General features: G+C 62.6%; 20 protein-coding genes and 1 tRNA gene. 13 read left to right on the top strand and 8 right to left on the bottom strand.

Annotated features, from left to right (window positions below; genetic code table 11):
- The first annotated feature begins 14 nt into the window (after positions 1 to 14).
- From infB to AC3WWH_RS00680, 8 genes are all read left to right on the top strand, one after another.
- Positions 15 to 2,714, top strand: a complete 2,700-nt coding sequence (infB, locus tag AC3WWH_RS00645; RefSeq protein WP_113399015.1) for a translation initiation factor IF-2 — start codon at positions 15 to 17, stop codon at positions 2,712 to 2,714.
- A gap of 72 nt (positions 2,715 to 2,786) precedes the next feature.
- The gene (rbfA, locus tag AC3WWH_RS00650; protein WP_058324518.1) at positions 2,787 to 3,194 is read left to right on the top strand and encodes a 30S ribosome-binding factor RbfA; all 408 of its coding nucleotides are present in this window, start codon (positions 2,787 to 2,789) and stop codon (positions 3,192 to 3,194) included.
- A gap of 8 nt (positions 3,195 to 3,202) precedes the next feature.
- Positions 3,203 to 4,138, top strand: a complete 936-nt coding sequence (gene truB / locus AC3WWH_RS00655) for a tRNA pseudouridine(55) synthase TruB (protein WP_057247820.1) — start codon at positions 3,203 to 3,205, stop codon at positions 4,136 to 4,138.
- A 183-nt stretch (positions 4,139 to 4,321) separates the two neighbouring features.
- Positions 4,322 to 6,031, top strand: coding sequence for a sensor histidine kinase (locus AC3WWH_RS00660; protein ID WP_058324519.1), 1,710 nt, complete (start codon positions 4,322 to 4,324; stop codon positions 6,029 to 6,031).
- A 257-nt stretch (positions 6,032 to 6,288) separates the two neighbouring features.
- Positions 6,289 to 6,558: a 30S ribosomal protein S15 gene (rpsO, locus tag AC3WWH_RS00665; RefSeq protein ID WP_029742369.1), complete on the top strand. Its 270-nt coding sequence runs from the start codon at positions 6,289 to 6,291 to the stop codon at positions 6,556 to 6,558.
- Between the two features lie 350 nt (positions 6,559 to 6,908).
- A complete protein-coding gene (gene pnp, locus AC3WWH_RS00670) occupies positions 6,909 to 9,059 on the top strand; it encodes a polyribonucleotide nucleotidyltransferase (RefSeq protein ID WP_058324520.1) in 2,151 nt (716 codons plus the stop codon).
- Between the two features lie 81 nt (positions 9,060 to 9,140).
- The gene (locus tag AC3WWH_RS00675; protein ID WP_058324521.1) at positions 9,141 to 10,157 is read left to right on the top strand and encodes a class I SAM-dependent methyltransferase; all 1,017 of its coding nucleotides are present in this window, start codon (positions 9,141 to 9,143) and stop codon (positions 10,155 to 10,157) included.
- Between the two features lie 263 nt (positions 10,158 to 10,420).
- Entirely contained in the window at positions 10,421 to 10,642 is a 222-nt protein-coding gene (locus AC3WWH_RS00680; protein WP_058324522.1) for a hypothetical protein, read from the top strand.
- 77 nt (positions 10,643 to 10,719) lie between these two features.
- On the opposite strand, the gene fabI is transcribed toward AC3WWH_RS00680, so the two are convergent.
- Genes fabI through fabA form a run of 3 tightly spaced genes read right to left on the bottom strand, consistent with a single transcriptional unit; the run spans position 10,720 to position 13,315 of the window.
- Positions 10,720 to 11,526 carry an enoyl-ACP reductase FabI gene (gene fabI, locus AC3WWH_RS00685; RefSeq protein WP_058324523.1) on the bottom strand — a complete coding sequence of 269 codons (807 nt, stop codon included), beginning with the start codon at positions 11,524 to 11,526 and terminating at the stop codon, positions 10,720 to 10,722.
- A gap of 4 nt (positions 11,527 to 11,530) precedes the next feature.
- Complete coding sequence (gene fabB / locus AC3WWH_RS00690; protein WP_058324524.1) at positions 11,531 to 12,754, bottom strand: beta-ketoacyl-ACP synthase I; 1,224 nt, start codon at positions 12,752 to 12,754, stop codon at positions 11,531 to 11,533.
- A gap of 45 nt (positions 12,755 to 12,799) precedes the next feature.
- Positions 12,800 to 13,315 carry a 3-hydroxyacyl-[acyl-carrier-protein] dehydratase FabA gene (gene fabA / locus AC3WWH_RS00695; RefSeq protein WP_029742379.1) on the bottom strand — a complete coding sequence of 172 codons (516 nt, stop codon included), beginning with the start codon at positions 13,313 to 13,315 and terminating at the stop codon, positions 12,800 to 12,802.
- 322 nt (positions 13,316 to 13,637) lie between these two features.
- On the opposite strand from fabA, the gene irrA reads away from it, so the two are divergent.
- Positions 13,638 to 14,060: an iron response transcriptional regulator IrrA gene (irrA, locus tag AC3WWH_RS00700; protein ID WP_058324525.1), complete on the top strand. Its 423-nt coding sequence runs from the start codon at positions 13,638 to 13,640 to the stop codon at positions 14,058 to 14,060.
- 133 nt (positions 14,061 to 14,193) lie between these two features.
- Here the strand turns inward: irrA and AC3WWH_RS00705 are convergent, their stop codons facing one another.
- Positions 14,194 to 14,829 carry a trimeric intracellular cation channel family protein gene (locus tag AC3WWH_RS00705; protein WP_058324526.1) on the bottom strand — a complete coding sequence of 212 codons (636 nt, stop codon included), beginning with the start codon at positions 14,827 to 14,829 and terminating at the stop codon, positions 14,194 to 14,196.
- Positions 14,830 to 14,896: 67 nt separating this feature from the next.
- A complete protein-coding gene (locus AC3WWH_RS00710; RefSeq protein WP_058324527.1) occupies positions 14,897 to 15,688 on the bottom strand; it encodes a YdcF family protein in 792 nt (263 codons plus the stop codon).
- 201 nt (positions 15,689 to 15,889) lie between these two features.
- Between AC3WWH_RS00710 and AC3WWH_RS00715 the strand changes: the two genes are divergently transcribed.
- Positions 15,890 to 16,204, top strand: a complete 315-nt coding sequence (locus tag AC3WWH_RS00715) for a hypothetical protein (protein WP_058324528.1) — start codon at positions 15,890 to 15,892, stop codon at positions 16,202 to 16,204.
- A gap of 32 nt (positions 16,205 to 16,236) precedes the next feature.
- On the opposite strand, the gene AC3WWH_RS00720 is transcribed toward AC3WWH_RS00715, so the two are convergent.
- Positions 16,237 to 16,312, bottom strand: a tRNA-Ala gene (locus tag AC3WWH_RS00720).
- Between the two features lie 200 nt (positions 16,313 to 16,512).
- A complete protein-coding gene (locus AC3WWH_RS00725; RefSeq protein ID WP_057247831.1) occupies positions 16,513 to 16,902 on the bottom strand; it encodes a TIGR02300 family protein in 390 nt (129 codons plus the stop codon).
- A 382-nt stretch (positions 16,903 to 17,284) separates the two neighbouring features.
- Here AC3WWH_RS00725 and aroA point away from each other — a divergent pair, with 382 nt between their 5' ends.
- The 3 genes from aroA to rpsA all read left to right on the top strand — a co-directional run bounded on the left by aroA (position 17,285) and on the right by rpsA (position 21,289).
- Positions 17,285 to 18,631 (top strand): 3-phosphoshikimate 1-carboxyvinyltransferase, encoded by a 1,347-nt coding sequence (gene aroA, locus AC3WWH_RS00730; RefSeq protein WP_058324529.1) that lies wholly within the window; start codon positions 17,285 to 17,287, stop codon positions 18,629 to 18,631.
- A gap of 150 nt (positions 18,632 to 18,781) precedes the next feature.
- On the top strand, positions 18,782 to 19,417 hold the full coding sequence (cmk, locus tag AC3WWH_RS00735) for a (d)CMP kinase (protein ID WP_058324530.1): 636 nt from the start codon (positions 18,782 to 18,784) through the stop codon (positions 19,415 to 19,417).
- Between the two features lie 147 nt (positions 19,418 to 19,564).
- Positions 19,565 to 21,289: a 30S ribosomal protein S1 gene (gene rpsA, locus AC3WWH_RS00740; RefSeq protein ID WP_082641184.1), complete on the top strand. Its 1,725-nt coding sequence runs from the start codon at positions 19,565 to 19,567 to the stop codon at positions 21,287 to 21,289.
- 87 nt (positions 21,290 to 21,376) lie between these two features.
- On the opposite strand, the gene AC3WWH_RS00745 is transcribed toward rpsA, so the two are convergent.
- Complete coding sequence (locus AC3WWH_RS00745) at positions 21,377 to 22,972, bottom strand: hypothetical protein (protein WP_058324532.1); 1,596 nt, start codon at positions 22,970 to 22,972, stop codon at positions 21,377 to 21,379.
- Between the last annotated feature and the right edge of the window lie 108 nt (positions 22,973 to 23,080).

Below are 23,080 nucleotides of genomic sequence, written 5' to 3' on the forward strand. Positions count from 1 at the left end.
AGGAACGGAACGGAATGACCGACAACAACGACGACAAGACAGGCAGCGCAGCAGGCAAGAAGACGCTGACCCTGAAACCCCACGGGGTTTCGCAGGGGACCGTGCGTCAGGACATGGGCCGTGGCCGCACCAAGGCGGTCGTGGTCGAAACCAAGAAACGCCCCTTCCATCGCCCCAAGGACGAGCGTCCGATCACGCCGGTCGCCGCGGCTCCCGCAGCACGCCCGGTCGAACAGCGTCCGGCTCAGTCGCAGCCTTCCGGCCGCCCGGCCCCGCAGCCGCAGCAGCACTCGACGCGCCAGGAAGCCAATCAGGCCAACCGTCCGCGTGTGGGTGTCGTTCTGAACCAGCTTTCCGCCGGTGAGATCGATGCGCGCCGCCGTGCTCTCGCCGAAGCGCAGATCCGCGATGCCGAAGAAGCGGTCATCCGCGCCGAGAACGAAGCACGCCGCAAGCGCGAGGAAGAAGCCCGTCTCCTTCAGGAGAAGGAAGAGGCCGCACGCCGCGCCGCTGAAGAAGCGGCCCGCCCGGCTGTCGAGCCTGAAGCAAAGGCCGAAGAGGTTGTCGAAGAGCGCCCCGTGGCAGCTCGCGCACCGGCTTCCACTGAGCGTCGCGTCGACAACCGCCCGCAGGCTGCACGGCCTGCTGAAGCGGCAACTGGACTTCCGACCCCGGCTCCGGCCGGCGCTCTGCGCGGCCGTAAGGTCGACAACGAAAAGGATGACGATCGTGGTCCGCGTTCGGGCGCAGGCCCGGCACGCGGCAAGGTCGTGCGTCCCGAGCCTGCCAAGGTTCCTGCCCGCCCGAAGGCCGACGACGGTCGTCGCCAGGGCAAGCTGACGCTGACCGCTGCCGTCGACGAGGATGGCGGCCAGCGCGCCCGTTCGCTGTCGGCCATGCGTCGCCGCCAGGAGAAGTTTAAGCGCAGCCAGATGCAGGAAACCCGCGAGAAGATCTCGCGCGAAGTCATCCTGCCTGAGACCATCACCATTCAGGAACTGTCGCAGCGCATGTCTGAACGCGCCGTCGACGTCATCAAGTACCTGATGAAGGAAGGCCAGATGATGAAGCCCGGCGATCTGATCGACGCCGATATGGCTGAACTCATCGCCGGCGAATTCGGCCACACGGTCAAGCGCGTCTCGGAATCCGACGTCGAGGAAGGCATCTTCAACGTGACCGATTCCGACGAGGAACTGCTGCCGCGTCCGCCGATCGTCACGATCATGGGGCACGTCGACCACGGCAAGACCTCGCTGCTCGATGCGATCCGCCACGCCAACGTGGTGGCCGGCGAAGCTGGTGGCATCACCCAGCACATCGGCGCCTATCAGGTCGAGCAGAACGGCAACAAGATCACCTTCATCGACACCCCCGGCCACGCGGCGTTCACCGCCATGCGTGCCCGCGGTGCCCAGGCGACCGACATCGCGATCCTGGTGGTTGCGGCCGACGACAGCGTGATGCCGCAGACGATCGAATCGATCAACCACGCCAAGGCGGCCGGTGTTCCGATCATCGTGGCGATCAACAAGGTCGACAAGCCGACGGCGAACCCGCAGAAGGTTCGCACCGAGCTGCTGCAGCACGAAGTCTTTGTCGAATCCATGGGCGGTGAAGTTCTCGACGTGGAAGTCTCCGCGAAGAACGGCACCAACCTCGACAAGCTGCTGGAAGCGATCCTGCTGCAGTCCGAAATCCTCGACTTGCGCGCCAATCCGAACCGGACGGCCGAAGGTACGGTGGTTGAAGCCGAGCTTGACCGTGGTCGCGGTGCGGTTGCAACCGTCCTCGTCCAGAAGGGCACGCTGCGTCCTGGCCAGATCATCGTCGCCGGCGACCAGTGGGGCCGTGTGCGCGCTCTGGTCAACGACAAGGGTGAACACGTCAAGGAAGCCGGTCCGTCGATGCCGGTCGAGGTTCTCGGCCTGTCCGGAACACCGGCTGCCGGCGACAAGTTCGCCGTCGTCGAAAACGAAAGCCGCGCCCGCGAGATCTCCGAGTACCGCCAGCGGCTCGCCCGTGAGAAGCAGGTTGCCCGTCAGTCCGGCTCGCGCGGCTCGCTCGAGCAGATGATGACCCAGCTCCAGACCTCCGGTCTCAAGGAGTTCCCGCTGGTCATCAAGGGCGACGTGCAGGGTTCGATCGAAGCGATCGCCGGTGCTCTCGACAAGCTCGGAACCGACGAAGTGCGTGCCCGCATCGTGCATTCGGGTGCCGGTGGTATCACCGAGTCCGACATCTCGCTCGCCGAGGCGTCGAACGCAGCGATCATCGGCTTCAACGTCCGCGCCAACGCGCAGGCCCGTTCGGCCGCCGAGCGCGCCGGCATCGAGATCCGCTACTACAACATCATCTACGATCTGGTGGATGACGTGAAGGCGGCGATGTCGGGTCTGCTCTCGCCGGAGCGCCGCGAAACCTTCCTCGGCAACGCCGAGATCCTGGAGGTGTTCAACATCACCAAGGTCGGCAAGGTCGCGGGTTGCCGCGTCACCGAAGGCAAGGTCGAGCGTGGCGTCGGCGTCCGTCTGGTTCGCGACAACGTCGTTATCCACGAAGGCAAGCTCAAGACCCTCAAGCGCTTCAAGGACGAAGTCTCGGAAGTCAACGTCGGTCAGGAGTGCGGTATGGCCTTCGAGAACTACGAAGACATCCGCGCCGGCGATACGATCGAGTGCTTCCGCGTAGAGCACATCACGCGGACGCTTTAAGAACCGTCCGATTAGAGATTATGCGGGCGCCGGGTTGTCCTTCGGCGCTCGCATTTTTTTGAGGTACCGTCCATGACCAAAGCCACATCCTCTGCCCCTTCACAGCGCATGCTGCGCGTCGGCGAACAGGTGCGCGCTGCCATCACCCAGGTTCTGCAGCGCGGCGAGGTCCGCGATCCCGTGATCGAGAAGACCGTCATCGCGATCTCGGAAGTGCGCATGTCGCCGGATCTGAAGATCGCCACGGCCTATGTCACGCCGCTCGGCGTGCCCAATCATGCCGAAGTCATCGACGCGCTCAACCGCAATGCCAAGTACATCCGCGGCCGTCTCGGCCCCCAGCTTCGGCAGATGAAATACATGCCCGACGTTCGTTTCCGCGACGATACGAGCTTCGACAACTACAAGAAGATCGATGAGCTGCTGCGCTCGCCGGAAGTCAGCCGCGATCTCGACCAGTCCAGCGAAGACGAAGAATAGTAGATTTCATGTCCAAACCGCGTAAGCCCAAGGGCCGCCCGATCTCGGGCTGGCTGATCCTCGACAAGCCGCTCGACTTCGGCTCCACCGAAGCCGTCTCGAAGATCAAGTGGCTGTTCAAGGCCCAGAAGGCCGGCCATGCCGGCACACTCGACCCGTTGGCCTCCGGTATGCTGCCGATTGCACTCGGTGATGCGACGAAGACCGTTCCTTACGTGATGGACGGTCGCAAGATCTACGAATTCACCGTTGCCTGGGGCGAGGAACGCTCGACCGACGATCTCGAAGGCGAGGTCACGCATTCCTCGACCGAACGACCGAACGAAGAGGCGATCCGCGCGCTGCTGCCGAAATATACCGGCGTCATCAGCCAGGTGCCGCCGCAGTTCTCTGCGATCAAGATCGACGGCGAGCGTGCCTACGACCTCGCCCGCGATGGCGAAACGGTCGAAATTCCGGCTCGTGAAGTCGAGGTGCACCGCCTGACGCTCTTGGGTGCCGCTCCCAATCTCGCGCATTTCGAAATCGAGTGCGGCAAGGGCACCTATGTGCGTTCGCTCGCGCGTGACATGGGCCGCGATCTCGGTTGTTTCGGCCACATCGCCTCGCTGCGCCGCACCTTTGTCGCACCGTTTGGTGAAGAGGACATGGTGCCGCTCGCCGATCTGGTGGCGCTGGAGAAAATCGAGAGCGACGAAGAACGCCTGGCGGCGCTCGACGCCTATCTGATCGAGACCGGTGAAGCGCTTTCTAACCTTCCGCATGTTGCCGTCAACGATGATCAGGCGCACCGCCTGAGAATGGGCAATCCCATCATCCTGCGCGGCCGCGATGCGCCGCTTGCGACGCCTGAAGCCTATGCGACGGCACGCGGCAAGCTGGTCGCCATCGGTGAGATCGCCGAGGGTGAGTTCCGCCCGAAGCGTGTTTTCGCCACCGGCTAAGCGCCCGGAAGCGTTTGCCTTTGCCCCATCCTTGACGCATGATCCCCGGCATGGGCTTCCAATCCATCCGAGGTGATTCCGTTTCCGTCCCGTGCTCCGGAGCCGATTGGCGATCGCACCGTCTCCCGCGGCGCGCGCCGAAAGCGGCTGTGTGCCGGCGCGGAACGAAGAAGGGCGACTGAGGTGACGGGCGTGCTGGACGAAGAAAAGCGGAAGGCTGCGAACGGTCTGGCGACGATCGTCGATCTCGTTCGTCATCGCCTGACCCGGCCGTTCAGTTTTTATCTGACGTCGCTGCTCCTGGTGGCCATCGTTCCGGCCTTCATTTTTTCGCTCGTCGTGCTGAAGCGCAGCGTCGACCAGCAGGAACAGGTGATCACGGCGCTGCTGCAGGCTTCGACCGGGTCGGTGACGCGCATCGTCGAACGTGACATCGAGGGCATGCTGACGACGCTCAAGGTGCTGTCGACATCGCAAGAGATCGAAGACGGCAATATGGAGGCCTTCTACCGCAGGGCCGCCACGGCGCTCGCCGAAACGGACTCCTACCTGATCGTCATCGACCGCAAGCACAACCAGCGGCTCAACACCAGGGTGCCTTTCGGTGCGCAACTCAGCAAAGCCTCGGATACGGGCTCGGTCGAGCGGGCCTTCACCAACAATGGTGCGCCGCTCGTCTCCAACGTCTTCTTTGGCCAGACCGCGGGAAAGTGGGTTTTCAACGTCTATCTGCCGGCGAAATTGGCGACCGGTGAGGAGTATCTGCTGACGCTGACGCAAAACGCCGAGAACATGGCCAAGGCCGTCAACCGCGACACGCTTTCTCCCGGTTGGAACGCGGCACTCGTCGATGGCGCAGGCAAGGTCATCATCTCGTCGGATGCGGCCGTCAAGGCCGGGGAACCATTCTTCCTCGACAAGGTGCCGGCGATCAGCATCGGTGTCCGCAACATCAAGGAAAACGGCATTAAATATCGCGTCGCGACCGAGTTTTCCGTCGTCACGGGATGGCGGATCATCGCCTGGGCGCCTAGCGCGACCGTCGATGCACCGGCCGTCTGGTCGTTCCTGTGGCTGTCGCTCGGCGGCATCATCTTCGCGGGCATCGCGATTGCCGGCTCGCTGGCGATTGCGCGGCTGTTGTCGCAGGGCGTCAAGCTCGTGGCGCAGGATGCGCGCCGTCTCGGCGCCGGCGAACGGATCGAATCGCGGCCGCACATGATCTCGGAGGTCGAGCAGGTCTCGGCAGCGCTCGCACGGGCAGCGGCGGCGCGCGGCAAGGCTGAAAACGAGATCCGCTTCCTCATGCGCGAGGTGGCGCATCGCTCGAAGAACCAGCTTACCGTCATCCAGTCGATGCTGAACCAATCGGTCTATTCGGCCGAGAGCGCGTCGGACTTCGCCGACAGCTTCCGCAAGCGCATTGCCGGACTCGCGCGCTCCACCGACCTGATGATCACCAACGCCGCGCAAGGGGTCGATTTCCGCGAGCTCGCCCAGAACCAGTTGCAGCCGTTTACGCCTGACGATCCGAAGCGCGTGATCTTCTCCGGCCCGGCTCTGAGGCTCGACACGCAGATCGCCCAGACCCTCGGCATGGCCCTGCACGAGCTCGCGACCAACGCCACCAAATACGGAGCGCTCGCCAACACCACCGGGGTCGTCAAGCTGAGCTGGTCGCTGGAGGATGAAGGCATTGCCATTCGCTGGCGGGAGGAGGGCGCGGATCTCGCCGGCAAGCCTTCCGATCCGATCCGCAAGGGCTTCGGCACACTGGTGCTGGAGCGCATGCTCGGCATGGCGCTGAACGCCGCGCTGGAGCGGGTGATGCATGCCGATGGCATCGAGTGGCGGATCACCATTCCGCGCGATACGAAGGACGAAGATTCGTGAATGCGGACGGGCCCCTTAAAAACGGCGCGAGCGTAGGCCGGAGTCGATCGCGACCGTCGGAAATCGGCCGCGACCGACAAGCATCCGAGGCCCTCCGGAAGCCCATCGGGGTGCAGGTCCATGACCCTTTCCTTTTTCATCCAATTCGTTTATAGGCACGCCAGCAAAAGGCGCATGCCCGTTGCATTCACGGCCGCAGCTGGACGACATCCCGGCTGACGGCGTCCCTAAATCCTCGAAATCGAAAGGATCATCCGATGTCGATTGCTGCAGAGCGTAAGGCTCAGCTCATCAAGGAATTTGCAACCGTTGAAGGCGACACCGGTTCTCCGGAAGTCCAGGTTGCTATCCTGACGGAACGGATCAACAACCTGACCGAACACTTCAAGGGCCACAAGAAGGATAACCATTCCCGCCGTGGTCTGCTCGCAATGGTTTCCAGCCGTCGTTCGCTCCTCGACTATCTGAAGAAGAAAGACGAAGCGCGCTACACCAAGCTGATCGGTGCCCTGGGCATCCGTCGCTAAGCGACTTATCCGGCGGGTCTTTGCGGCCCGCCGGCTTTTTTATGGAGCGTTCAACGCTCAAGCAATGATCTCTCCGGCCGCTTAGGAAGCGTGGCACCAGGAGAGAATCCAGCGAACCGGATGGGCCGGTATCGCGGATCAACCGATGGCCCGTCATGGGGCAGGATTGCAGGATGCTTCGGCCCTGCTTGCCGGAACGCCGCAGATAAGCGGCGCGGGAAGCGGAAACAAGCCGATTTCAAGCGTGAAGCCTCCCGTTGTCTTGCCCGTGATGCGCCATTTTATGCGGCCCTTCGACCGCCCGCGCTGCAACAGCCGCGGAAAGGTCCGCCGCACACGAAGGACAGAACATGTTCGATACCCACAAGGTTGAAATCGAATGGGCTGGGCGTCCGCTCAAGCTCGAAACCGGCAAGGTCGCTCGTCAGGCTGACGGCGCCGTCATCGCCACCTACGGCGAAACCGTCGTTCTCGCCACCGTCGTTTCGGCCAAGTCGCCGAAGCCGGGCCAGGACTTCTTCCCGCTGACCGTCAACTACCAGGAAAAGACCTACGCTGCCGGCAAGATCCCGGGTGGCTACTTCAAGCGCGAAGGCCGTCCGAGCGAAAACGAAACGCTCGTTTCGCGCCTGATCGACCGTCCGATCCGTCCGCTTTTCCCCGATGGCTACAAGAACGATACCCAGGTCATCGTCACGGTCATGCAGCATGACCTCGAAAACAACCCCGACGTTCTGTCGATGGTTGCCGCTTCCGCAGCGCTGACGCTGTCGGGCGTCCCGTTCATGGGCCCGATCGGCGGCGCGCGCGTCGGCTACATCAACGGCCAGTACGTGCTGAACCCGCATCTCGACGAGATGGACGAATCGACGCTCGACCTCGTTGTCGCCGGCACCCAGGAAGCGGTGCTGATGGTCGAATCGGAAGCCAAGGAACTGGCTGAAGACGTCATGCTCGGCGCCGTCGTCTTCGGTCAGAAGGGCTTCCAGCCGGTCATCGACGCGATCATCAAGCTCGCTGAAGTCGCTGCCAAGGAGCCGCGCGAATTCGAACCGGAAGATCATTCCGCGCTCGAAGCCGAAATGCTCGGCATGGCCGAAGCCGAACTGCGCGACGCCTACAAGATCACCGAAAAGGCTGCCCGCTACGCTGCCGTCGATGCCGTCAAGGCGAACGTAAAGGCACACTTCTTCCCGGAAGGTGCGGAGCCCAAGTACACCGCTGAAGTCATCGGCGCCGTCTTCAAGCACCTGCAGGCCAAGATCGTTCGCTGGAACATCCTCGACACCAAGAGCCGTATCGACGGCCGCGATCTGGAAACCGTTCGTCCGATCGTCTCGGAAGTCGGCCTTCTGCCGCGTACCCACGGTTCGGCGCTCTTCACCCGCGGTGAGACGCAGGCGATCGTCGTTGCCACGCTCGGCACCGGCGAAGACGAACAGTACGTCGACAGCCTGACCGGCATGTACAAAGAACGCTTCATGCTGCACTACAACTTCCCGCCCTTCTCGGTCGGCGAAACCGGTCGCATGGGCTCCCCGGGCCGTCGCGAAATCGGTCACGGCAAGCTCGCCTGGCGCGCTATTCGCCCGATGCTGCCGGAAGCCGAGCAGTTCCCCTACACACTGCGTGTCGTATCCGAGATCACCGAATCCAACGGCTCGTCGTCGATGGCGACGGTTTGCGGCACCTCGCTCGCTCTCATGGACGCCGGCGTTCCGCTGGCAAAGCCGGTTGCCGGTATCGCCATGGGCCTGATCAAGGAAGATGAGCGCTTCGCCGTTCTCTCCGACATCCTCGGCGACGAAGACCACCTCGGCGACATGGACTTCAAGGTTGCCGGTACCGACGCTGGTATCACCTCGCTCCAGATGGACATCAAGATCGAGGGCATCACCGAAGAGATCATGGGCATTGCGCTCAACCAGGCCAAGGGCGGCCGTCTCCACATCCTCGGCGAAATGGCCAAGGCCATTTCCGAAAGCCGTGGCCAGCTCGGCGAGTTCGCTCCGCGCATCGAAGTCATGAACATCCCGGTCGACAAGATCCGCGAAGTCATCGGCTCCGGCGGCAAGGTCATCCGCGAAATCGTCGAGAAGACCGGCGCGAAGATCAACATCGAAGACGACGGCACCGTGAAGATCGCCTCCTCGTCGGGCAAGGAAATCGAAGCGGCCCGCAAGTGGATCCACTCGATCGTCGCCGAGCCGGAAGTTGGCCAGATCTATGAAGGTACCGTTGTGAAGACCGCCGACTTCGGCGCCTTCGTCAACTTCTTCGGCGCCCGCGACGGCCTCGTCCACATCTCTCAGCTCGCTTCCGAGCGCGTTGCCAAGACGACCGACGTCGTCAAGGAAGGCGACAAGGTCTGGGTCAAGCTCATGGGCTTCGACGAGCGCGGCAAGGTTCGCCTTTCCATGAAGGTCGTCGACCAGGCCACCGGCAAGGAAGTTGCTGCCGAGAAGTCTGAGAAGAAGGGCGACGGCGAAGCCGCCGAATAAGCGAGCTTCACCCGAATGCATTCGGGGCGCGGGGCAGAACGCTCCGCGCCCCTTTCTTGTAGGAAGATGACGGATAGACCGATGAGCCGAGATGCGTTGAAGACCCTGTTTTACCCGTTCGATAGCGGTGTGATCGACCCCCCGGGCGAAGGCGAGCGTGTTCTCTTTCTCGGCGCCGAGGCGGGCTACAGGCTGCCCAAGGGCTTCGAAGCCTCGATCGCCGCCGTTCAGCCGCTGCGGCCGCTCTATCGCGCCCTGGAGGCCATGCGCGCCGATGTGACGCCTGAGATCACCGGCGAGGACTACGACGTCACGCTGGTGCTCTGTGGCAAGCACAAGGGCGAGAATGAGGACCGGATCGCCGAGGCGCTGAAGCGCACCCGCGAGGGCGGCCTGATCGTCGTTGCCGGCGGCAAGGAAGACGGCATCCAGTCGCTGAAGAAGCGGATCGCCAAGTTCGAATGGGACGGCGATCATCTGCCGAAATATCACGGCGTCGCCTTCTGGTTCACCCGTCCCGAAGACGTCACCGACGCGGTGCACAAGCTCGCCAAGGTGCCGGTACGCGTCGATGGCCTGTTCGAGGCTTCGCCGGGCATGTTCTCGCACGACCGCATCGACGCGGGTTCGGAACTGCTCGCGTCGCGTCTGCCGAACGATTTTCACGGCCATGCCGCCGATTTCGGCGCCGGCTGGGGCTATCTCGCCGTCAAGCTCGCTGAAGCCTCGCCGGGCCTCAAGGGCGTCGATCTCTTCGAAGCCGACCATGAGTCGCTCGAAGCCGCGCGCGTCAACATGATGGCAAACGCGCCGTCGACGCCGGCGCGCTTCCACTGGTTCGACCTGACGAGTGAAGAGCCGCGCGACAAGTACGATCTCATCGTCATGAATCCGCCCTTCCATGAGGCCCACGCCGCCGAGCCGGCGCTTGGCATTGCCATCATCAAGACGGCGCTGAAGGCGCTGAAGCAGGGCGGAAAGCTGATGCTGGTCGCCAACCGCGGCCTGCCCTACGAGCAGGTACTGGCCGAGAACTCCAAGGAATACGGCGAAACCTGCCGCAACGCCCGCTTCAAGGTGCTCTGGGCGAAGCGCTGAAGACCATCAAGGATTAAGCAAGGAGCCGGGCAATCGCCCGGCTTTTTGCGTTCCGGGCCTACAGCGCCGCGCGTCTTATCAGACGCGCAAAGGTCGCTGTAGCACTTTGATTTTCTGCATGTCTTCGTCCTTAAATCGAGGTCGATTTAAGGAGACATGCAGTAGCGCTCCGGCCAACGGGCAGCGACAGTTTGCCTGTTGCCTTCGCCCCTGTTCGGGCTCACCATGACGCCGTCGGTATTTCTCGTCGGAGGATGAGTGCCATGACGTGGGGAGTGAACAGGCCGCCCTTGACCGAGGATGCGGCCGAGGCTGTTGCCAAGGACATCAAGCATGCCGAGGGACATGGAGCGACCTCCGAGGTACCCATGTCGTTCCTGAAGAGCCTCTATCACCTGCCGCTGGAGCCGGGGCGGCGCACGCATACGGGGTTCATCGTGCTGGCGATCGTGGTCGCCGTGCTCGCACTGTTTCTATTTCCCTGAGCGGCTCATGAATGACAAAGCCCGCGGATCGAGGCCGATCCGCGGGCTTTGTTCTGTGTTCCGGTAAGTTGAAAGCGTTACTCGGCGTCGGCCGTCCGCAACGTTTCGAGCGCCGGCATCGAGGTGATGTTGTAGCCGGAATCGACGTAGTGGATCTCGCCGGTGACGCCGCGCGACAGGTCCGAGAGCAGGTAGAGCGCGGAATTGCCGACGTCGTCGATGGTGACAGTACGACGCAGCGGCGAATTCTTCTGCTGCCAGGAGAGCATCGCCCGGGCGTCGGAAATACCGGCGCCGGCAAGGGTGCGGATCGGGCCGGCGGAGATCGCGTTGACGCGAATGCCGCGCACGCCGTAGTCCGCCGCGAGGTAACGCACGGAAGCCTCGAGCGCCGCCTTGGCAACGCCCATGACGTTGTAGTTCGGCATGACGCGCATCGAGCCGCCATAGGTCAGCGTCAGCATCGAGCCGCCGTCATTCATCAGCTCGGCAGCACGCTTGGCGATTTCGGTGAAGGAGAAGCAGGAGATCACCATCGTGCGGCTGAAATTGTCGCGCGAGGTGTCGGCATAGAGGCCCTTCAGCTCGTTCTTGTCGGAGAAGCCGATGGCATGCACGATGAAGTCGAGACTGCCCCAGCGTTCCTTGATCGCATCGATCACGGCATCGACGGACGCAATGTCCTCGACATCGCAAGGCAGCAGGAAGTCCGAGCCGAGCTCGCCGGCAAGCGGCTTGACGCGCTTGCCGAGCGCTTCGCCCTGGTAGGTGAAGGCGAGTTCCGCCCCTTGCGCCGCAAGCGCCTTGGAAATGCCCCAGGCAATGGAATGGCTGTTGGCCACACCCATGATGAGGCCACGCTTTCCGGTCATCAGTCCCGTCATGGTGTTATCCGTTGTAGCGCTGGAAGACGAGCGTCGCATTGGTGCCGCCGAAGCCGAAGGAGTTCGACAGAACCGTATCGATCTTGGCATTGTCGATGCGTTTGCGAACGATCGGAACGCCCTCGAATTCGGGGTCGAGTTCGGTGATATGCGCACTTTCGCCGATGAAGCCGGCCTGCATCATCAGGAGGCCGTAGATCGATTCCTGCACGCCGGCAGCGCCGAGCGAGTGGCCGGTCAGAGACTTCGTCGACTGGATGTGCGGCATCTTGCTGCCGAACACTTCGCGGATCGCGCCGATTTCCTTGCTGTCGCCAACAGGCGTCGAGGTGCCGTGGGTGTTGATGTAGTCGACATCGCCCTTCACCGTCGAAAGCGCCTGGCGCATGCAGCGGATTGCGCCTTCGCCCGAGGGAGCCACCATGTCGTAGCCGTCGGAGGTCGCGCCGTAGCCGACGATTTCGGCGTAGATCTTCGCACCGCGGGCCTTGGCGTGTTCCAGTTCTTCGAGAACGAGAACGCCGGCGCCGCCGGCAATGACGAAACCGTCGCGGTTGACGTCATAGGCACGGGACGCGGTCGCCGGCGTCTCGTTGTATTTCGAGGACATGGCGCCCATGGCGTCGAAGAGGTTGGACATCGTCCAGTCGAGATCCTCATGGCCGCCAGCAAACATCACGTCCTGCTTGCCCCACTGGATCATCTCGGCAGCATTGCCGATGCAGTGCGCCGAGGTCGAGCAGGCCGAGGAGATCGAGTAGTTGACGCCGTGGATCTGGAACCAGGTGGCGAGCGTCGCGGACGCCGTGGACGACATCGCCTTTGGAACCGCGAATGGGCCGATGCGCTTCGGGCTCACATTCTTGCGGGTGACGTCGGCGGCTTCGACGATCGTGCGGGTGGACGGACCGCCCGAGCCCATGATGATGCCGGTGCGCTCGTTGCGGGCAACGACGGTTTCTTCGAGGCCGGAGTCGGCGATTGCCTGTTTCATCGCCACGTGGTTCCAGGCGCCGCCCTGCGACAGGAAGCGCATGGCGCGACGGTCGACGAGCTCGGTCGGATCGAGCGACGGGGCGCCCCAGACCTGGCACTTGAAGCCGTTCTCCGCGAAATCGGGAGAAAACGTGATGCCCGACTTTGCATCGCGCAGCGACGCGGTGACTTCGTCCGCGTTGTTTCCGATCGAGGAAACGATGCCGAGGCCCGTGACAACAACCCGTCTCATGATACTGACCTTTTCTTTATTTCGTTCGGTGCAGGTAGGCCTGGACTACTCGGCCTTATCCTTGGACAGACCGACGCGCAGGTCGGTTGCCTGATAGATAGTCTCGCCATCGGCCTTCAGCCAGCCGTCGGCGGTGCCAAGCACGAGCCGGCCGCGCATGACGCGCTTGAAGTCGATGCCGTATTCGAGAAGCTTGGTGTGGGGACGAACCATGCCCTTGAACTTCACTTCGCCGGTGGAAAGCGCCATGCCGCGGCCAGGCTCGCCGAGCCAGCCGAGGTAGAAGCCGGTCAATTGCCACATGCCGTCGAGGCCGAGGCAGCCCGGCATGATCGGATTGCCCTGGAAGTGGCAGGGAAAATACCAGTCATCAGGGCGCACGTCGTATTCGGCGCGCAGATAACCCTTGTCAAAGGCACCGCCCGTTTCGGAAATCTCGGTGATGCGATGAACCATCAGCATCGGCGGCAACGGCAGCTGCGCGTTGCCAGGGCCAAACAACTCGCCACGGCCGCAGGCCAGGATTTCCTCGTAGCTGAAGCTGGATTGTCTGGTGGTCATGAATGGATGCTTCCCCGAATGACTTAACGTGTTGTCCGATCTGCTTTAGAGCAAGTTCGGCTTGAAATGAAGCGTGGCGAACCCGAACCTTCTCGTTTCCGGCCAGGTTACCGCCGCCTCAGATGGCATTTTCGTTCCGCCGTCGCTTACAGGATCAATGTGGGCGCGACCAGAGTTAATTGCCAGCCTTCCCCGAGTTTGACCGGTTTTTCGGGCTTTGCAACGCATGTTTGACCGAGAATCTATTGAAAGCGCGGGGCGCAAAAGTTATATCGCAACGGAAGTATTGTGAATTTCGCCGGGATACATGGAACGACCCTTGATGACGAAAGCAACAGAAGTGAGTTCGGAAGAAAGGCTGCGCCACTCAGGCCTGCGTCCGACCCGTCAGCGCGTTGCCCTCGCCGATCTGATCTTTGCCAAGGGTGACCGTCACCTGACCGTCGAGGAACTGCACGAGGAGGCTGTCATGGCCGGGGTGCCCGTTTCGCTCGCAACCGTCTACAATACGCTGCACCAGTTCACCGAGGCCGGCATGATCCGTGTCCTGGCGGTGGAAAGCGCCAAGACCTATTTCGACACCAATGTGTCGGATCACCATCATTTCTTCGTCGAGGGCCAGAACGAGGTTCTCGATATCCCCGTCAGCAACATTCAGATCGACAATCTCCCGGAGCCGCCCGAGGGCATGGAGATTTCGCATGTCGACGTGGTGATCCGCCTGCGCCGCAAGAGCGGCCGCTGATCTCAGGGCAATTCCAGGAAAAGCGCGAAACGGGGTTCCGTTCGCCGTTGCATGACTTCAAACGAGCGCGCGCGGCGATCCTCAAAATAAATTGATCGCGCGGCGTTTGCGCCGATCAGACGCATGAGCCCATTCACATCACATCATCGGGATCTCTGCCCGGCTGCGCCTTGCCCGTCGGCAGCGTCCAGCCGAACTTGAGCGCGCCGCCGCGCACGGCAAAGGCGGAAACGACGCCGAGCGTCGATGCCGCCGCAAGCGGCAGGCCGGCCATGGTCGCAAGTACGAAGGCACCGGCACCGATCAATGCCGCGGTGACATAGACTTCCGGCCGCAGCAGCACCGAGGGTTCCCCGGCGAGCAGATCGCGCAGGATGCCGCCGAAGGTGGCCGTCAGCATGCCGGTGACCAGCGCGACACCCGCTGAGCCCGTGGCCGCAAATCCCTTCGCAGCACCCATGACGCAATAGGCTGAAAGGCCGATCGCATCGAGCCAGACGAGGACCCGGTAGCGCGAGCCGAAGAGATGGGCGGTGAAGAAGAGGATGACCGCCACGGTGACGCAGACCAGAAGATAGGTCGGGTTGGTGACCCAGAAGACCGGTGTCGCGCCCAAAACGACATCGCGCATCGTGCCGCCGCCGATCCCGGTCACCGAGGCGAGGAAGAGATAGCCGATGATGTCGAGCTGCTTGCGTGACGCCGACAGCGCTCCGGTCGCTGCGAAGACGGCCACACCGGCGTAGTCGAGGATTTCGAAGATCGGCATGGGTGCTCCGGGCAAGATTCGGCGGTTCGCTTTGAAGCTGGGCTATCTCGGGCCCCGCCGTCAACTCTCAGGGCGCCGGCAGGATCGAGGGTGTCCGGCCGGCAAGGTGATAGGCGAGGAGGCCGATCCATTCGCGCACCGCCGTCGTCGTCAATTGTGCGTTGAGCGACGGCTGGGTGAAGTCGAAGCTAAGGCCAAGCTTGCCGCTGGTGCGGTAATCCGTCGGCCAGGGAATGATCGGGATGTCGAGCGCGCGGAAGAGCCCGACCGAACGGGGCATATGGAAGGCGGAGGTGACGAGTGCGCAATTCGATAGCCCATTCGCCGCCAGCAAATCCTTGGTGTTACGGGCGTTCTCGAAGGTCGTGCGCGATTGTTCTTCGCGAATCAGCCGTTCGCCGCCGACGCCGAATGCAGCGAGGAAGCCCTGCGAAGCCTCGGCGTCGCCGGCATAGGCGCCGCTGAAGGAGCCGTCACCGCCGGAAACCAGAATACGCGCCTCGGGGTAGCGTTTTGCGAGCGCCACCGTCTCGATGAAGCGGTCCGCCGCCTGGTTGAATTCCATGCCGCCGCGGCCTGCCATCACCTCGTTCTCGAAGGCGCCGCCAAGCACGATGATGCAGGAGAGCGTTGCAGGTGATGGCGAGGGGCGCGCGAAGCGGTCTTCGAGCGCCTGGAGGGCGTAGGGGCCGACGGTGGTGAACAGGCTGACGAAGAGCACCAGCGCGCCAAGCCCGCCAAGGAAGCCGCCGGTGCGGCGCAGGCCCGCCGCCGTCGCCAGCAGCCCGGCAAGGGCGGCGAAGAACGAGAACGACAGCGGCTGTGCGGCCAGCCAGAAGATTTTCGAGATCAGGAACATGGCATCAGCTTCTGCGTTCCGATGCTTAACAAATTATAAACACGCGATGGAGGGGCCGGCTGCACCGACGTGTGACTGTGCGGCTTGGCCGTCTTGTTCGCCTTCGCGCAAGGTCGCTCGCGTAACCTGTTCATCCGAACGTTGCACAGGTGGGTCCGGCCACCACTTTCATTTGAAGCCGAAAGGAGTATCATCCGGGAGATGACCACGATATCGGGCTTCAGATCCCAGCTGTTTCGTGCCGCCAATGAGGTCCATGAACTCACCCCGGTGCAGGCACAACGGTTGCTCGAAGGCGCAGTGGCGCTGATCCGCTGCATGCGCGAACAGACCGGCATGGAACCCAACACCGATGCCCCCGATGTCACCAATGTTCTGCTCGACATTGCCGCCTCCGCGCCCAACCGATCGGAACGCGAAATCCGCAACGCCCTGCTCGAGTCGGCCGACATCATCCGGTTGCTGACGATGATCCTGGATTCGCTGGACGAGTTGGAAAGCAGTGAGGGACCTTGAAGGTCCATTGGTCATCAATCGAAGAAGAAATTTGGTGGAGCTAAGCGGGATCGAACCGCTGACCTCTTGCATGCCATGCAAGCGCTCTCCCAGCTGAGCTATAGCCCCATATCGGGTTCCGGCTAGGCCGGTCCGGGAAATTCGTCGGCCTTTTGTGTCCGGCGAGTGGCGGCTTATTACTTCCCCTTTTTGAGGATGGCAAGCCGAAAAATGCGTGGCCTGTGGATTTATTTCTAGTCCGGGCCGATTTTCTCCCGTCCGGGCCCTATAGGCCGAGGACGGGAGCATTCCCATGTCATTTGAAGCGCTTAGACGTCTTCTTCGTCGTCGGAGACGCCGATGAGGCCGCTCATGTCGTCGTCGTCTTCGTCTTCGTCGGCTTCGAGGAAGGTGTCGTCGTCGTCACCGTCGATCTCGACATCGTCGTCGCCGAGATCCGGCAGGTCGTCGCCGCCCGCTGCCTCATCATCGGCATCCTCGAGCGAAACGAGTTCGACTTCGGTGTTCTCTGCATCGACTTCCGTGACGTCTTCTTCTTCTTCCTTCTCGAGCACCTTGGCGACCGAGGTTTCTTCGAAGAAGTTCAGCGGATAGGACTTGCCGGTGTAAGGCGAAACGATCGGATCACGGTTCAGATCGTAGAATTTGCGCCCGGTTTCCGGGTCGATGCGCTTTGTTCCAAGTTCCGGTTTTGCCACTGTCAAAGCCTCTTGAATGGCCGGCCGAGCCGGCTCTTGCCGAAAACCGGCGGGTGGAAAGGGTATCAAGCTTATGATGATTAGCCGGTCCCCATAATCATCTTGACCGCATCTGTCAAAGGCAAAACTTGCAAGGCCCTGTGTCACGGGCGTTCCGGCGTGCGCAAGCATGGCCGCTCGCCGCGATTTAAGGAAGTATGCAGCAGGGGTTGTGGCAGGAGTGCTGCCGACAGCAGGCCGGCCTGCAAGGACGCCTTACGAGTTGCATTGTCTTCTTCAACCCTATCCGGTCTAAGAATAAAAACAGTCAGCCATTCAGCTGCCGCCGCGACTTTGGCGCGTCTTGAGCGCGACACTGTCTTGCATGTTTCGAGGATTCCGCATGTCGCAAGGATTGGGCCAAAGCCCTGCCACCGCCCGCAAATCAGACGGCCTTAAGGGTACGGTCCGAATTCCCGGCGACAAGTCGATATCGCATCGGTCGCTGATGCTGGGCGGGCTTGCCGCCGGCGAAACGCGTATCACCGGTCTGCTCGAAGGCGAAGATGTGATCGCCACCGGCCGGGCCATGCAGGCGATGGGTGCCAGGATCCGCAAGGAGGGCGACACCTGGATCGTCAACGGCGTCGGCAACGGCGCGTTGCTTGCGCCGGAAGCACCGCTCGATTTCGGCAATGCCGGCACCAGTTGCCGCCTCATCATGGGCCTCGTCGGCGTCTATGATTTCGAAACGACCTTCATCGGTGATGCCTCGCTCAGCCGGCGGCCGATGGCGCGCGTGCTTGATCCCTTGCGTGAGATGGGCGTGCAGGTAGAGGCTGCTACGGGTGACCGGCTGCCGGTGACCCTTCGCGGACCGAAGACGCCGACGCCGGTCACCTACCGCGTGCCGGTCGCGTCCGCCCAGGTGAAATCGGCGGTGCTCTTCGCCGGTCTCAATGCGCCCGGTATCACCACCGTCATCGAACCGGCGATCACCCGTGACCACACGGAGCGCATGCTGCGCGGATTCGGCGCCGAACTCTCGGTGGAAACCGATGCCACCGGTGTCCGCACCATCCGGCTCGAAGGCCGCGGCAGGCTCGTCGCCCAGGAGATCGATGTGCCCGGCGATCCGTCCTCGACGGCTTTCCCGCTGGTCGCGGCGCTCGTCGTTCCGGGTTCTGACATCACCATCCGGAACGTGCTGATGAACCCGACCCGTACGGGGCTGATCCTGACCTTGCAGGAGATGGGCGGCGACATCGAGGTGATCGACATCAGGCAGGTCGGCGGAGAAGACGTGGCGGATCTGAGGGTACGCCATTCCGAACTGAAAGGCGTTACGGTCCCCGAAGAGCGTGCCGCCTCGATGATCGATGAGTATCCCATTCTCGCCATCGCCGCCGCCTTTGCCGAAGGCGCGACCATCATGCATGGTCTCGATGAGCTGCGCGTGAAGGAGTCCGATCGCCTCGCCGCCATCGCCGCGGGCCTGAAGCTCAACGGTGTCGACTGCGAGGAGGGCAGATCCTCGCTCGTCGTGCGCGGTCGCCGCGGCGGCAAGGGCCTTGGAAATGCCTCAGGCGGAGTGGTGAAGACCCATCTCGACCACCGTATCGCCATGAGCTTCCTTGTCCTGGGTCTTGCCGCGGAGCACCCCGTCAAGGTGGATGACTCGACGATGATTGCGACGAGCTTTCCGGGGTACATTGATCTGATGGCGGGGCTCGGGGCGAGGATCGCGTGAAGCCGACGGGCGAACCGGCCGATATCCGCTCAGGTTCGTCGGCGGAGGATGCTTCTTTGATTGTGTGGATTAAGATAGTCGCTGTTCAAGCATGGAAGCCAGCATCGCTTTCAGTTACAGGCCAGTAACAACATCGATTGCAGGAAACTTATGATCACCATCGCCATCGACGGGCCGGCAGCGGCCGGCAAGGGCACGCTCTCGCGCCGGATCGCCGAGGAATACGGCTTTCATCATCTCGATACGGGGCTGACCTATCGTGCCACCGCCAAGGCGCTGCTGGATAGCGGGCTGCCGCTCGATGACGAGGCGGTCGCCGAGAAGATGGCGCGCGAGGTCGAGCTCGCCGGGCTTGATCGGTCGGTGCTTTCCGCCCACGCGATCGGCGAGGCGGCATCGAAGATCGCCGTCATGCCGGCGGTGCGCCGGGCACTGATCGAGGCGCAGCGCGCCTTTTCGCTGCGCGAGCCCGGAACGGTGCTCGACGGACGCGACATCGGCACGGTCGTCTGCCCGGATGCGCCGGTGAAGCTTTATGTCACCGCCTCGCCGGAAGTGCGGGCCAAGCGCCGCTATGATGAGATCATTGGCAGCGGCCAGCCGGCCGACTATCAGGCGATTTTCGAGGATGTGAAGAAGCGCGACGAGCGCGACATGGGCCGCGCCGACAGTCCATTGCGCCCTGCCGAAGACGCGCACTTGCTTGATACGTCTGAAATGAGTATAGAGGCGGCGTTTCAGGCCGCGAAGACTTTGATCGATGCGGCCCTGATCAAGAAGATCTGAAGAAGAGCCCTTTCACAACCCTCGTTTGAAACGCTCTTCTTGCATAGCCTGAAATTCCGTCCACGCGCCGGATTGCCCCTTCGATGGGGCGGACTGGGTTCAGGCCTGTTCAACACCAGCCCCCGGCGCATGTGCGTCTCGAATGAGATGCATGCAGGAGATTCCATGTCTGCTACCAATCCTACCCGTGACGATTTCGCCGCTCTTCTCGAAGAATCCTTCGCGAAGACCGATCTCGCCGAAGGCTATGTTGCCAAGGGCATCGTTACGGCCATCGAAAAGGACGTCGCCGTTGTCGACGTCGGTCTGAAGGTCGAAGGCCGCATCGCTCTGAAGGAATTCGGCGCGAAGGCCAAGGACGGCTCGCTCAAGGTCGGCGACGAAGTCGAAGTCTACGTTGAGCGCATCGAAAACGCGCTCGGCGAAGCAGTTCTGTCGCGCGAGAAGGCTCGCCGCGAAGAAAGCTGGATGCGCCTGGAAGTGAAGTTCGAAGCCGGCGAACGCGTCGAAGGCATCATCTTCAATCAGGTCAAGGGTGGCTTCACCGTCGATCTCGACGGCGCCGTTGCCTTCCTTCCGCGTTCGCAGGTCGACATCCGTCCGATCCGCGACGTCACCCCGCTGATGCACAACCCGCAGCCCTTCGAAATCCTCAAGATGGACAAGCGCCGTGGCAACATCGTCGTATCGCGTCGTACGGTTCTGGAAGAGTCCCGCGCCGAACAGCGTTCTGAAATCGTTCAGAACCTTGAAGAAGGCCAGGTTGTCGAAGGCGTCGTCAAGAACATCACCGACTACGGTGCGTTCGTCGACCTCGGCGGCATCGACGGTCTGCTCCATGTCACCGACATGGCATGGCGTCGCGTGAACCATCCGTCGGAGATCCTGAACATTGGCCAGCAGGTCAAGGTTCAGATCATCCGCATCAACCAGGAAACCCACCGCATCTCGCTCGGCATGAAGCAGCTCGAGTCGGATCCGTGGGATGGCATCGGTGCGAAGTACCCGGTCGGCAAGAAGATCTCCGGTACCGTCACGAACATCACCGACTACGGTGCGTTCGTCGAGCTGGAGCCGGGCATCGAAGGCCTGATCCACATCTCCGAAATGTCCTGGACCAAGAAGAACGTACACCCCGGCAAGATCCTGTCCACGAGCCAGGAAGTCGACGTTGTCGTTCTCGAAGTCGACCCGACAAAGCGTCGTATCTCGCTCGGCCTCAAGCAGACGCTCGAGAACCCGTGGCAGGCATTCGCGCACAGCCATCCGGCTGGCACGGAAGTTGAAGGCGAAGTCAAGAACAAGACCGAATTCGGCCTGTTCATCGGCCTCGACGGCGACGTTGACGGCATGGTGCACCTTTCCGACCTCGACTGGAACCGTCCGGGCGAGCAGGTCATCGAAGAGTTCAACAAGGGCGACGTCGTTCGCGCTGTTGTTCTCGACGTCGACGTCGACAAGGAGCGCATCTCGCTCGGCATCAAGCAGCTCGGCAAGGATGCAGTCGGCGACGCCGCTGCTTCCGGCGAACTGCGCAAGAACGCCGTTGTTTCGGCTGAAATCATCGCGACCAACGATGGTGGCATCGAAGTGAAGCTCGTCAACCACGAAGACATCACCTCGTTCATCCGCCGCGCTGACCTCGCGCGTGACCGCGACGAACAGCGTCCGGAGCGTTTCTCGGTTGGTCAGGTTGTTGACGCCCGCGTCACCAACTTCTCCAAGAAGGACCGCAAGATCCAGCTGTCGATCAAGGCTCTGGAAATCGCTGAAGAGAAGGAAGCCGTTGCTCAGTTCGGTTCGTCCGACTCGGGCGCTTCGCTCGGCGACATCCTCGGCGCGGCTCTGAAGAACCGCCAGAACAACGAGTAATCGTTGCCTGACACCTGAACTGAAAAACCCGCGGAGAGCGATCTCCGCGGGTTTTTCTTTGGCCGAATACTTGCTCGGGTCGCGCCCTCAGCCGAGGCCGCCGAGCCGGCGATAAAGATCATAGGCGTCGGGTGCTTCCGGCGTCTCGCCCTCGAGCATGGCTTCGTCCGTTGGTTCTGCTCCATCCCCTTGATCGTGGCCGTCGCCTTCTTCTGCGCCCTGCTCTTCGTCCGATGCTTCATCTTCCGAGCCGCCAGGCATTTCATGGCTGAGGTTTTCGGTCTCCGCCGCATCCTTGGCGGCTGGCGGGTAGGGGATCATGGCAAAAGGAATGGCTTCGCGCGGCAGGCCGTTTTCGACCAGCCTGGCGATGACCTGCTGCATCGTCTGTTCATCGGTTGCGCGCTGCGGCCGCATGTCCACAGGCAGGCGCTGGGCAGCCTTTGTGTCCTCGGTCTGGTCGTCGAGCAAGGACGGCAGGGCGTTGCCGCCGTCCGGGGCCTCGCGCTGGTGCGCCGCGGCGTCGTTTGCGCGCACCGGTGTGGCGGTTTCTTTTACCGGGACCGGCGCCGGCGCGTCGGTACCATTGGCGTGCTCAGCCGCCGGCTTGGTCTCGGCGCCGGCTGCGCTTCCGGGCAGGTTTACGCTGTCGCGAATGAGCGTCTTGATCGCCTCGAAGAGCACCCGCACCGGCCGGGCTTCGGGGTTGCCGCGACCGGCCGCCGTTGCTGTCTTGGCGTCCTTCTCCTCCGCATCAGGCATTGGGCCATAGGTGCCATCGGGGTCGGCGTCCTCAGCGGTTTCCGCAGTCGTATCGGCTTCGGCCGGCGCCGCCGTGCTCTCGCTGGCCGGGACCTCGGTTTCGACATGCCCGCCATCGGTTGGGGGGCCGGTTTCCTCAGGCTCAGGCCCGAGGGCCGTTTGCGGCGCTTCCTCGACTTCGCCTTCGCCTGCAAGCAGGGCGGCGGCGGTTTCGACCGGCGTGCTTTCCTGTGGCGTGGGCTTGCCTGTGCTCGCACGCGTTTCGCTTCGCTCCGGTGCGGCGTTTCGGGCTTTTGAGGGCGCCTCTGTCGTTCCGGCCTGGTCCAGGTCATCACCCCGCGGTTCGAGCGCGTCGGTGTCGTTGCCGACCCCAAAGGTCTTGCGCAGCACCGCCTGCAGCAGCGCGACTTCGCCGGCAACCGGGGTACGCGCAGCAACCGGGTTGAAAGGCATTGCCGGCTGGAGAGAGGGGTTACGCAGGATGACGTCGCGCGCTTGAGTGGGCATCGGAGTGACGGTGCTGCTCGGGGCACTCGTGCCATTGCGGATCGCGGGCAGTTCGGCAAGCAGGCCGACCCGGACGGCGAGGCTGCGCCCGCCGAGCTGGCGCTCGAGCAACAGCCGATCGGATGCAGGCATCGTTTCGAGGAAGGCCACCAGGCGCCGAACGAAATCGCGCCCGCCTTCCTGAGGCAGGGGTGGGAACTTCAGGATGCGCGCCAGATCCTCCATCAGCCGCACCAAAGCGTCCTTGGAGAGGATTTCCCGGCCCGAGAGGTGTCGGGTCAGGGCGTCCAGGATCTTTTGAATGGCTTCGCCGCGTTGGCCGGCGGGCAACAGCGCTGCCGGCTGCTGCGCTTTGGTGTTCGTGTCTTCTGCGGTAGCGGCCGCGGCTCGGGCCGTCTGGATGGGTATCAGCATTCTGGTCTCCATCTCGCTTGACCTCAGGTTGACCAATCGTCGTTGACCGACGAAACGCGAGTGCACGCTTGGACACGGACCGATTTCCGGCTCGCGTGCGAACTGTTT

It is taken from the genome of Ensifer sp. EB106-03-01-XG145 (assembly GCF_058792075.1).

Coding starts and splice junctions, on each gene's coding strand:
- infB (WP_113399015.1), top strand. CDS start 15: ATGACCGACAACAACGACGACAAGACAGGCAGCGCAGCAGGCAAGAAG.
- rbfA (WP_058324518.1), top strand. CDS start 2,787: ATGACCAAAGCCACATCCTCTGCCCCTTCACAGCGCATGCTGCGCGTC.
- truB (WP_057247820.1), top strand. CDS start 3,203: ATGTCCAAACCGCGTAAGCCCAAGGGCCGCCCGATCTCGGGCTGGCTG.
- rpsO (WP_029742369.1), top strand. CDS start 6,289: ATGTCGATTGCTGCAGAGCGTAAGGCTCAGCTCATCAAGGAATTTGCA.
- pnp (WP_058324520.1), top strand. CDS start 6,909: ATGTTCGATACCCACAAGGTTGAAATCGAATGGGCTGGGCGTCCGCTC.
- AC3WWH_RS00675 (WP_058324521.1), top strand. CDS start 9,141: ATGAGCCGAGATGCGTTGAAGACCCTGTTTTACCCGTTCGATAGCGGT.
- AC3WWH_RS00680 (WP_058324522.1), top strand. CDS start 10,421: ATGACGTGGGGAGTGAACAGGCCGCCCTTGACCGAGGATGCGGCCGAG.
- fabI (WP_058324523.1), bottom strand. CDS start 11,526: ATGACGGGACTGATGACCGGAAAGCGTGGCCTCATCATGGGTGTGGCC.
- fabB (WP_058324524.1), bottom strand. CDS start 12,754: ATGAGACGGGTTGTTGTCACGGGCCTCGGCATCGTTTCCTCGATCGGA.
- fabA (WP_029742379.1), bottom strand. CDS start 13,315: ATGACCACCAGACAATCCAGCTTCAGCTACGAGGAAATCCTGGCCTGC.
- irrA (WP_058324525.1), top strand. CDS start 13,638: ATGACGAAAGCAACAGAAGTGAGTTCGGAAGAAAGGCTGCGCCACTCA.
- AC3WWH_RS00705 (WP_058324526.1), bottom strand. CDS start 14,829: ATGCCGATCTTCGAAATCCTCGACTACGCCGGTGTGGCCGTCTTCGCA.
- AC3WWH_RS00710 (WP_058324527.1), bottom strand. CDS start 15,688: ATGTTCCTGATCTCGAAAATCTTCTGGCTGGCCGCACAGCCGCTGTCG.
- AC3WWH_RS00715 (WP_058324528.1), top strand. CDS start 15,890: ATGACCACGATATCGGGCTTCAGATCCCAGCTGTTTCGTGCCGCCAAT.
- aroA (WP_058324529.1), top strand. CDS start 17,285: ATGTCGCAAGGATTGGGCCAAAGCCCTGCCACCGCCCGCAAATCAGAC.
- cmk (WP_058324530.1), top strand. CDS start 18,782: ATGATCACCATCGCCATCGACGGGCCGGCAGCGGCCGGCAAGGGCACG.
- rpsA (WP_082641184.1), top strand. CDS start 19,565: ATGCATGCAGGAGATTCCATGTCTGCTACCAATCCTACCCGTGACGAT.
- AC3WWH_RS00745 (WP_058324532.1), bottom strand. CDS start 22,972: ATGCTGATACCCATCCAGACGGCCCGAGCCGCGGCCGCTACCGCAGAA.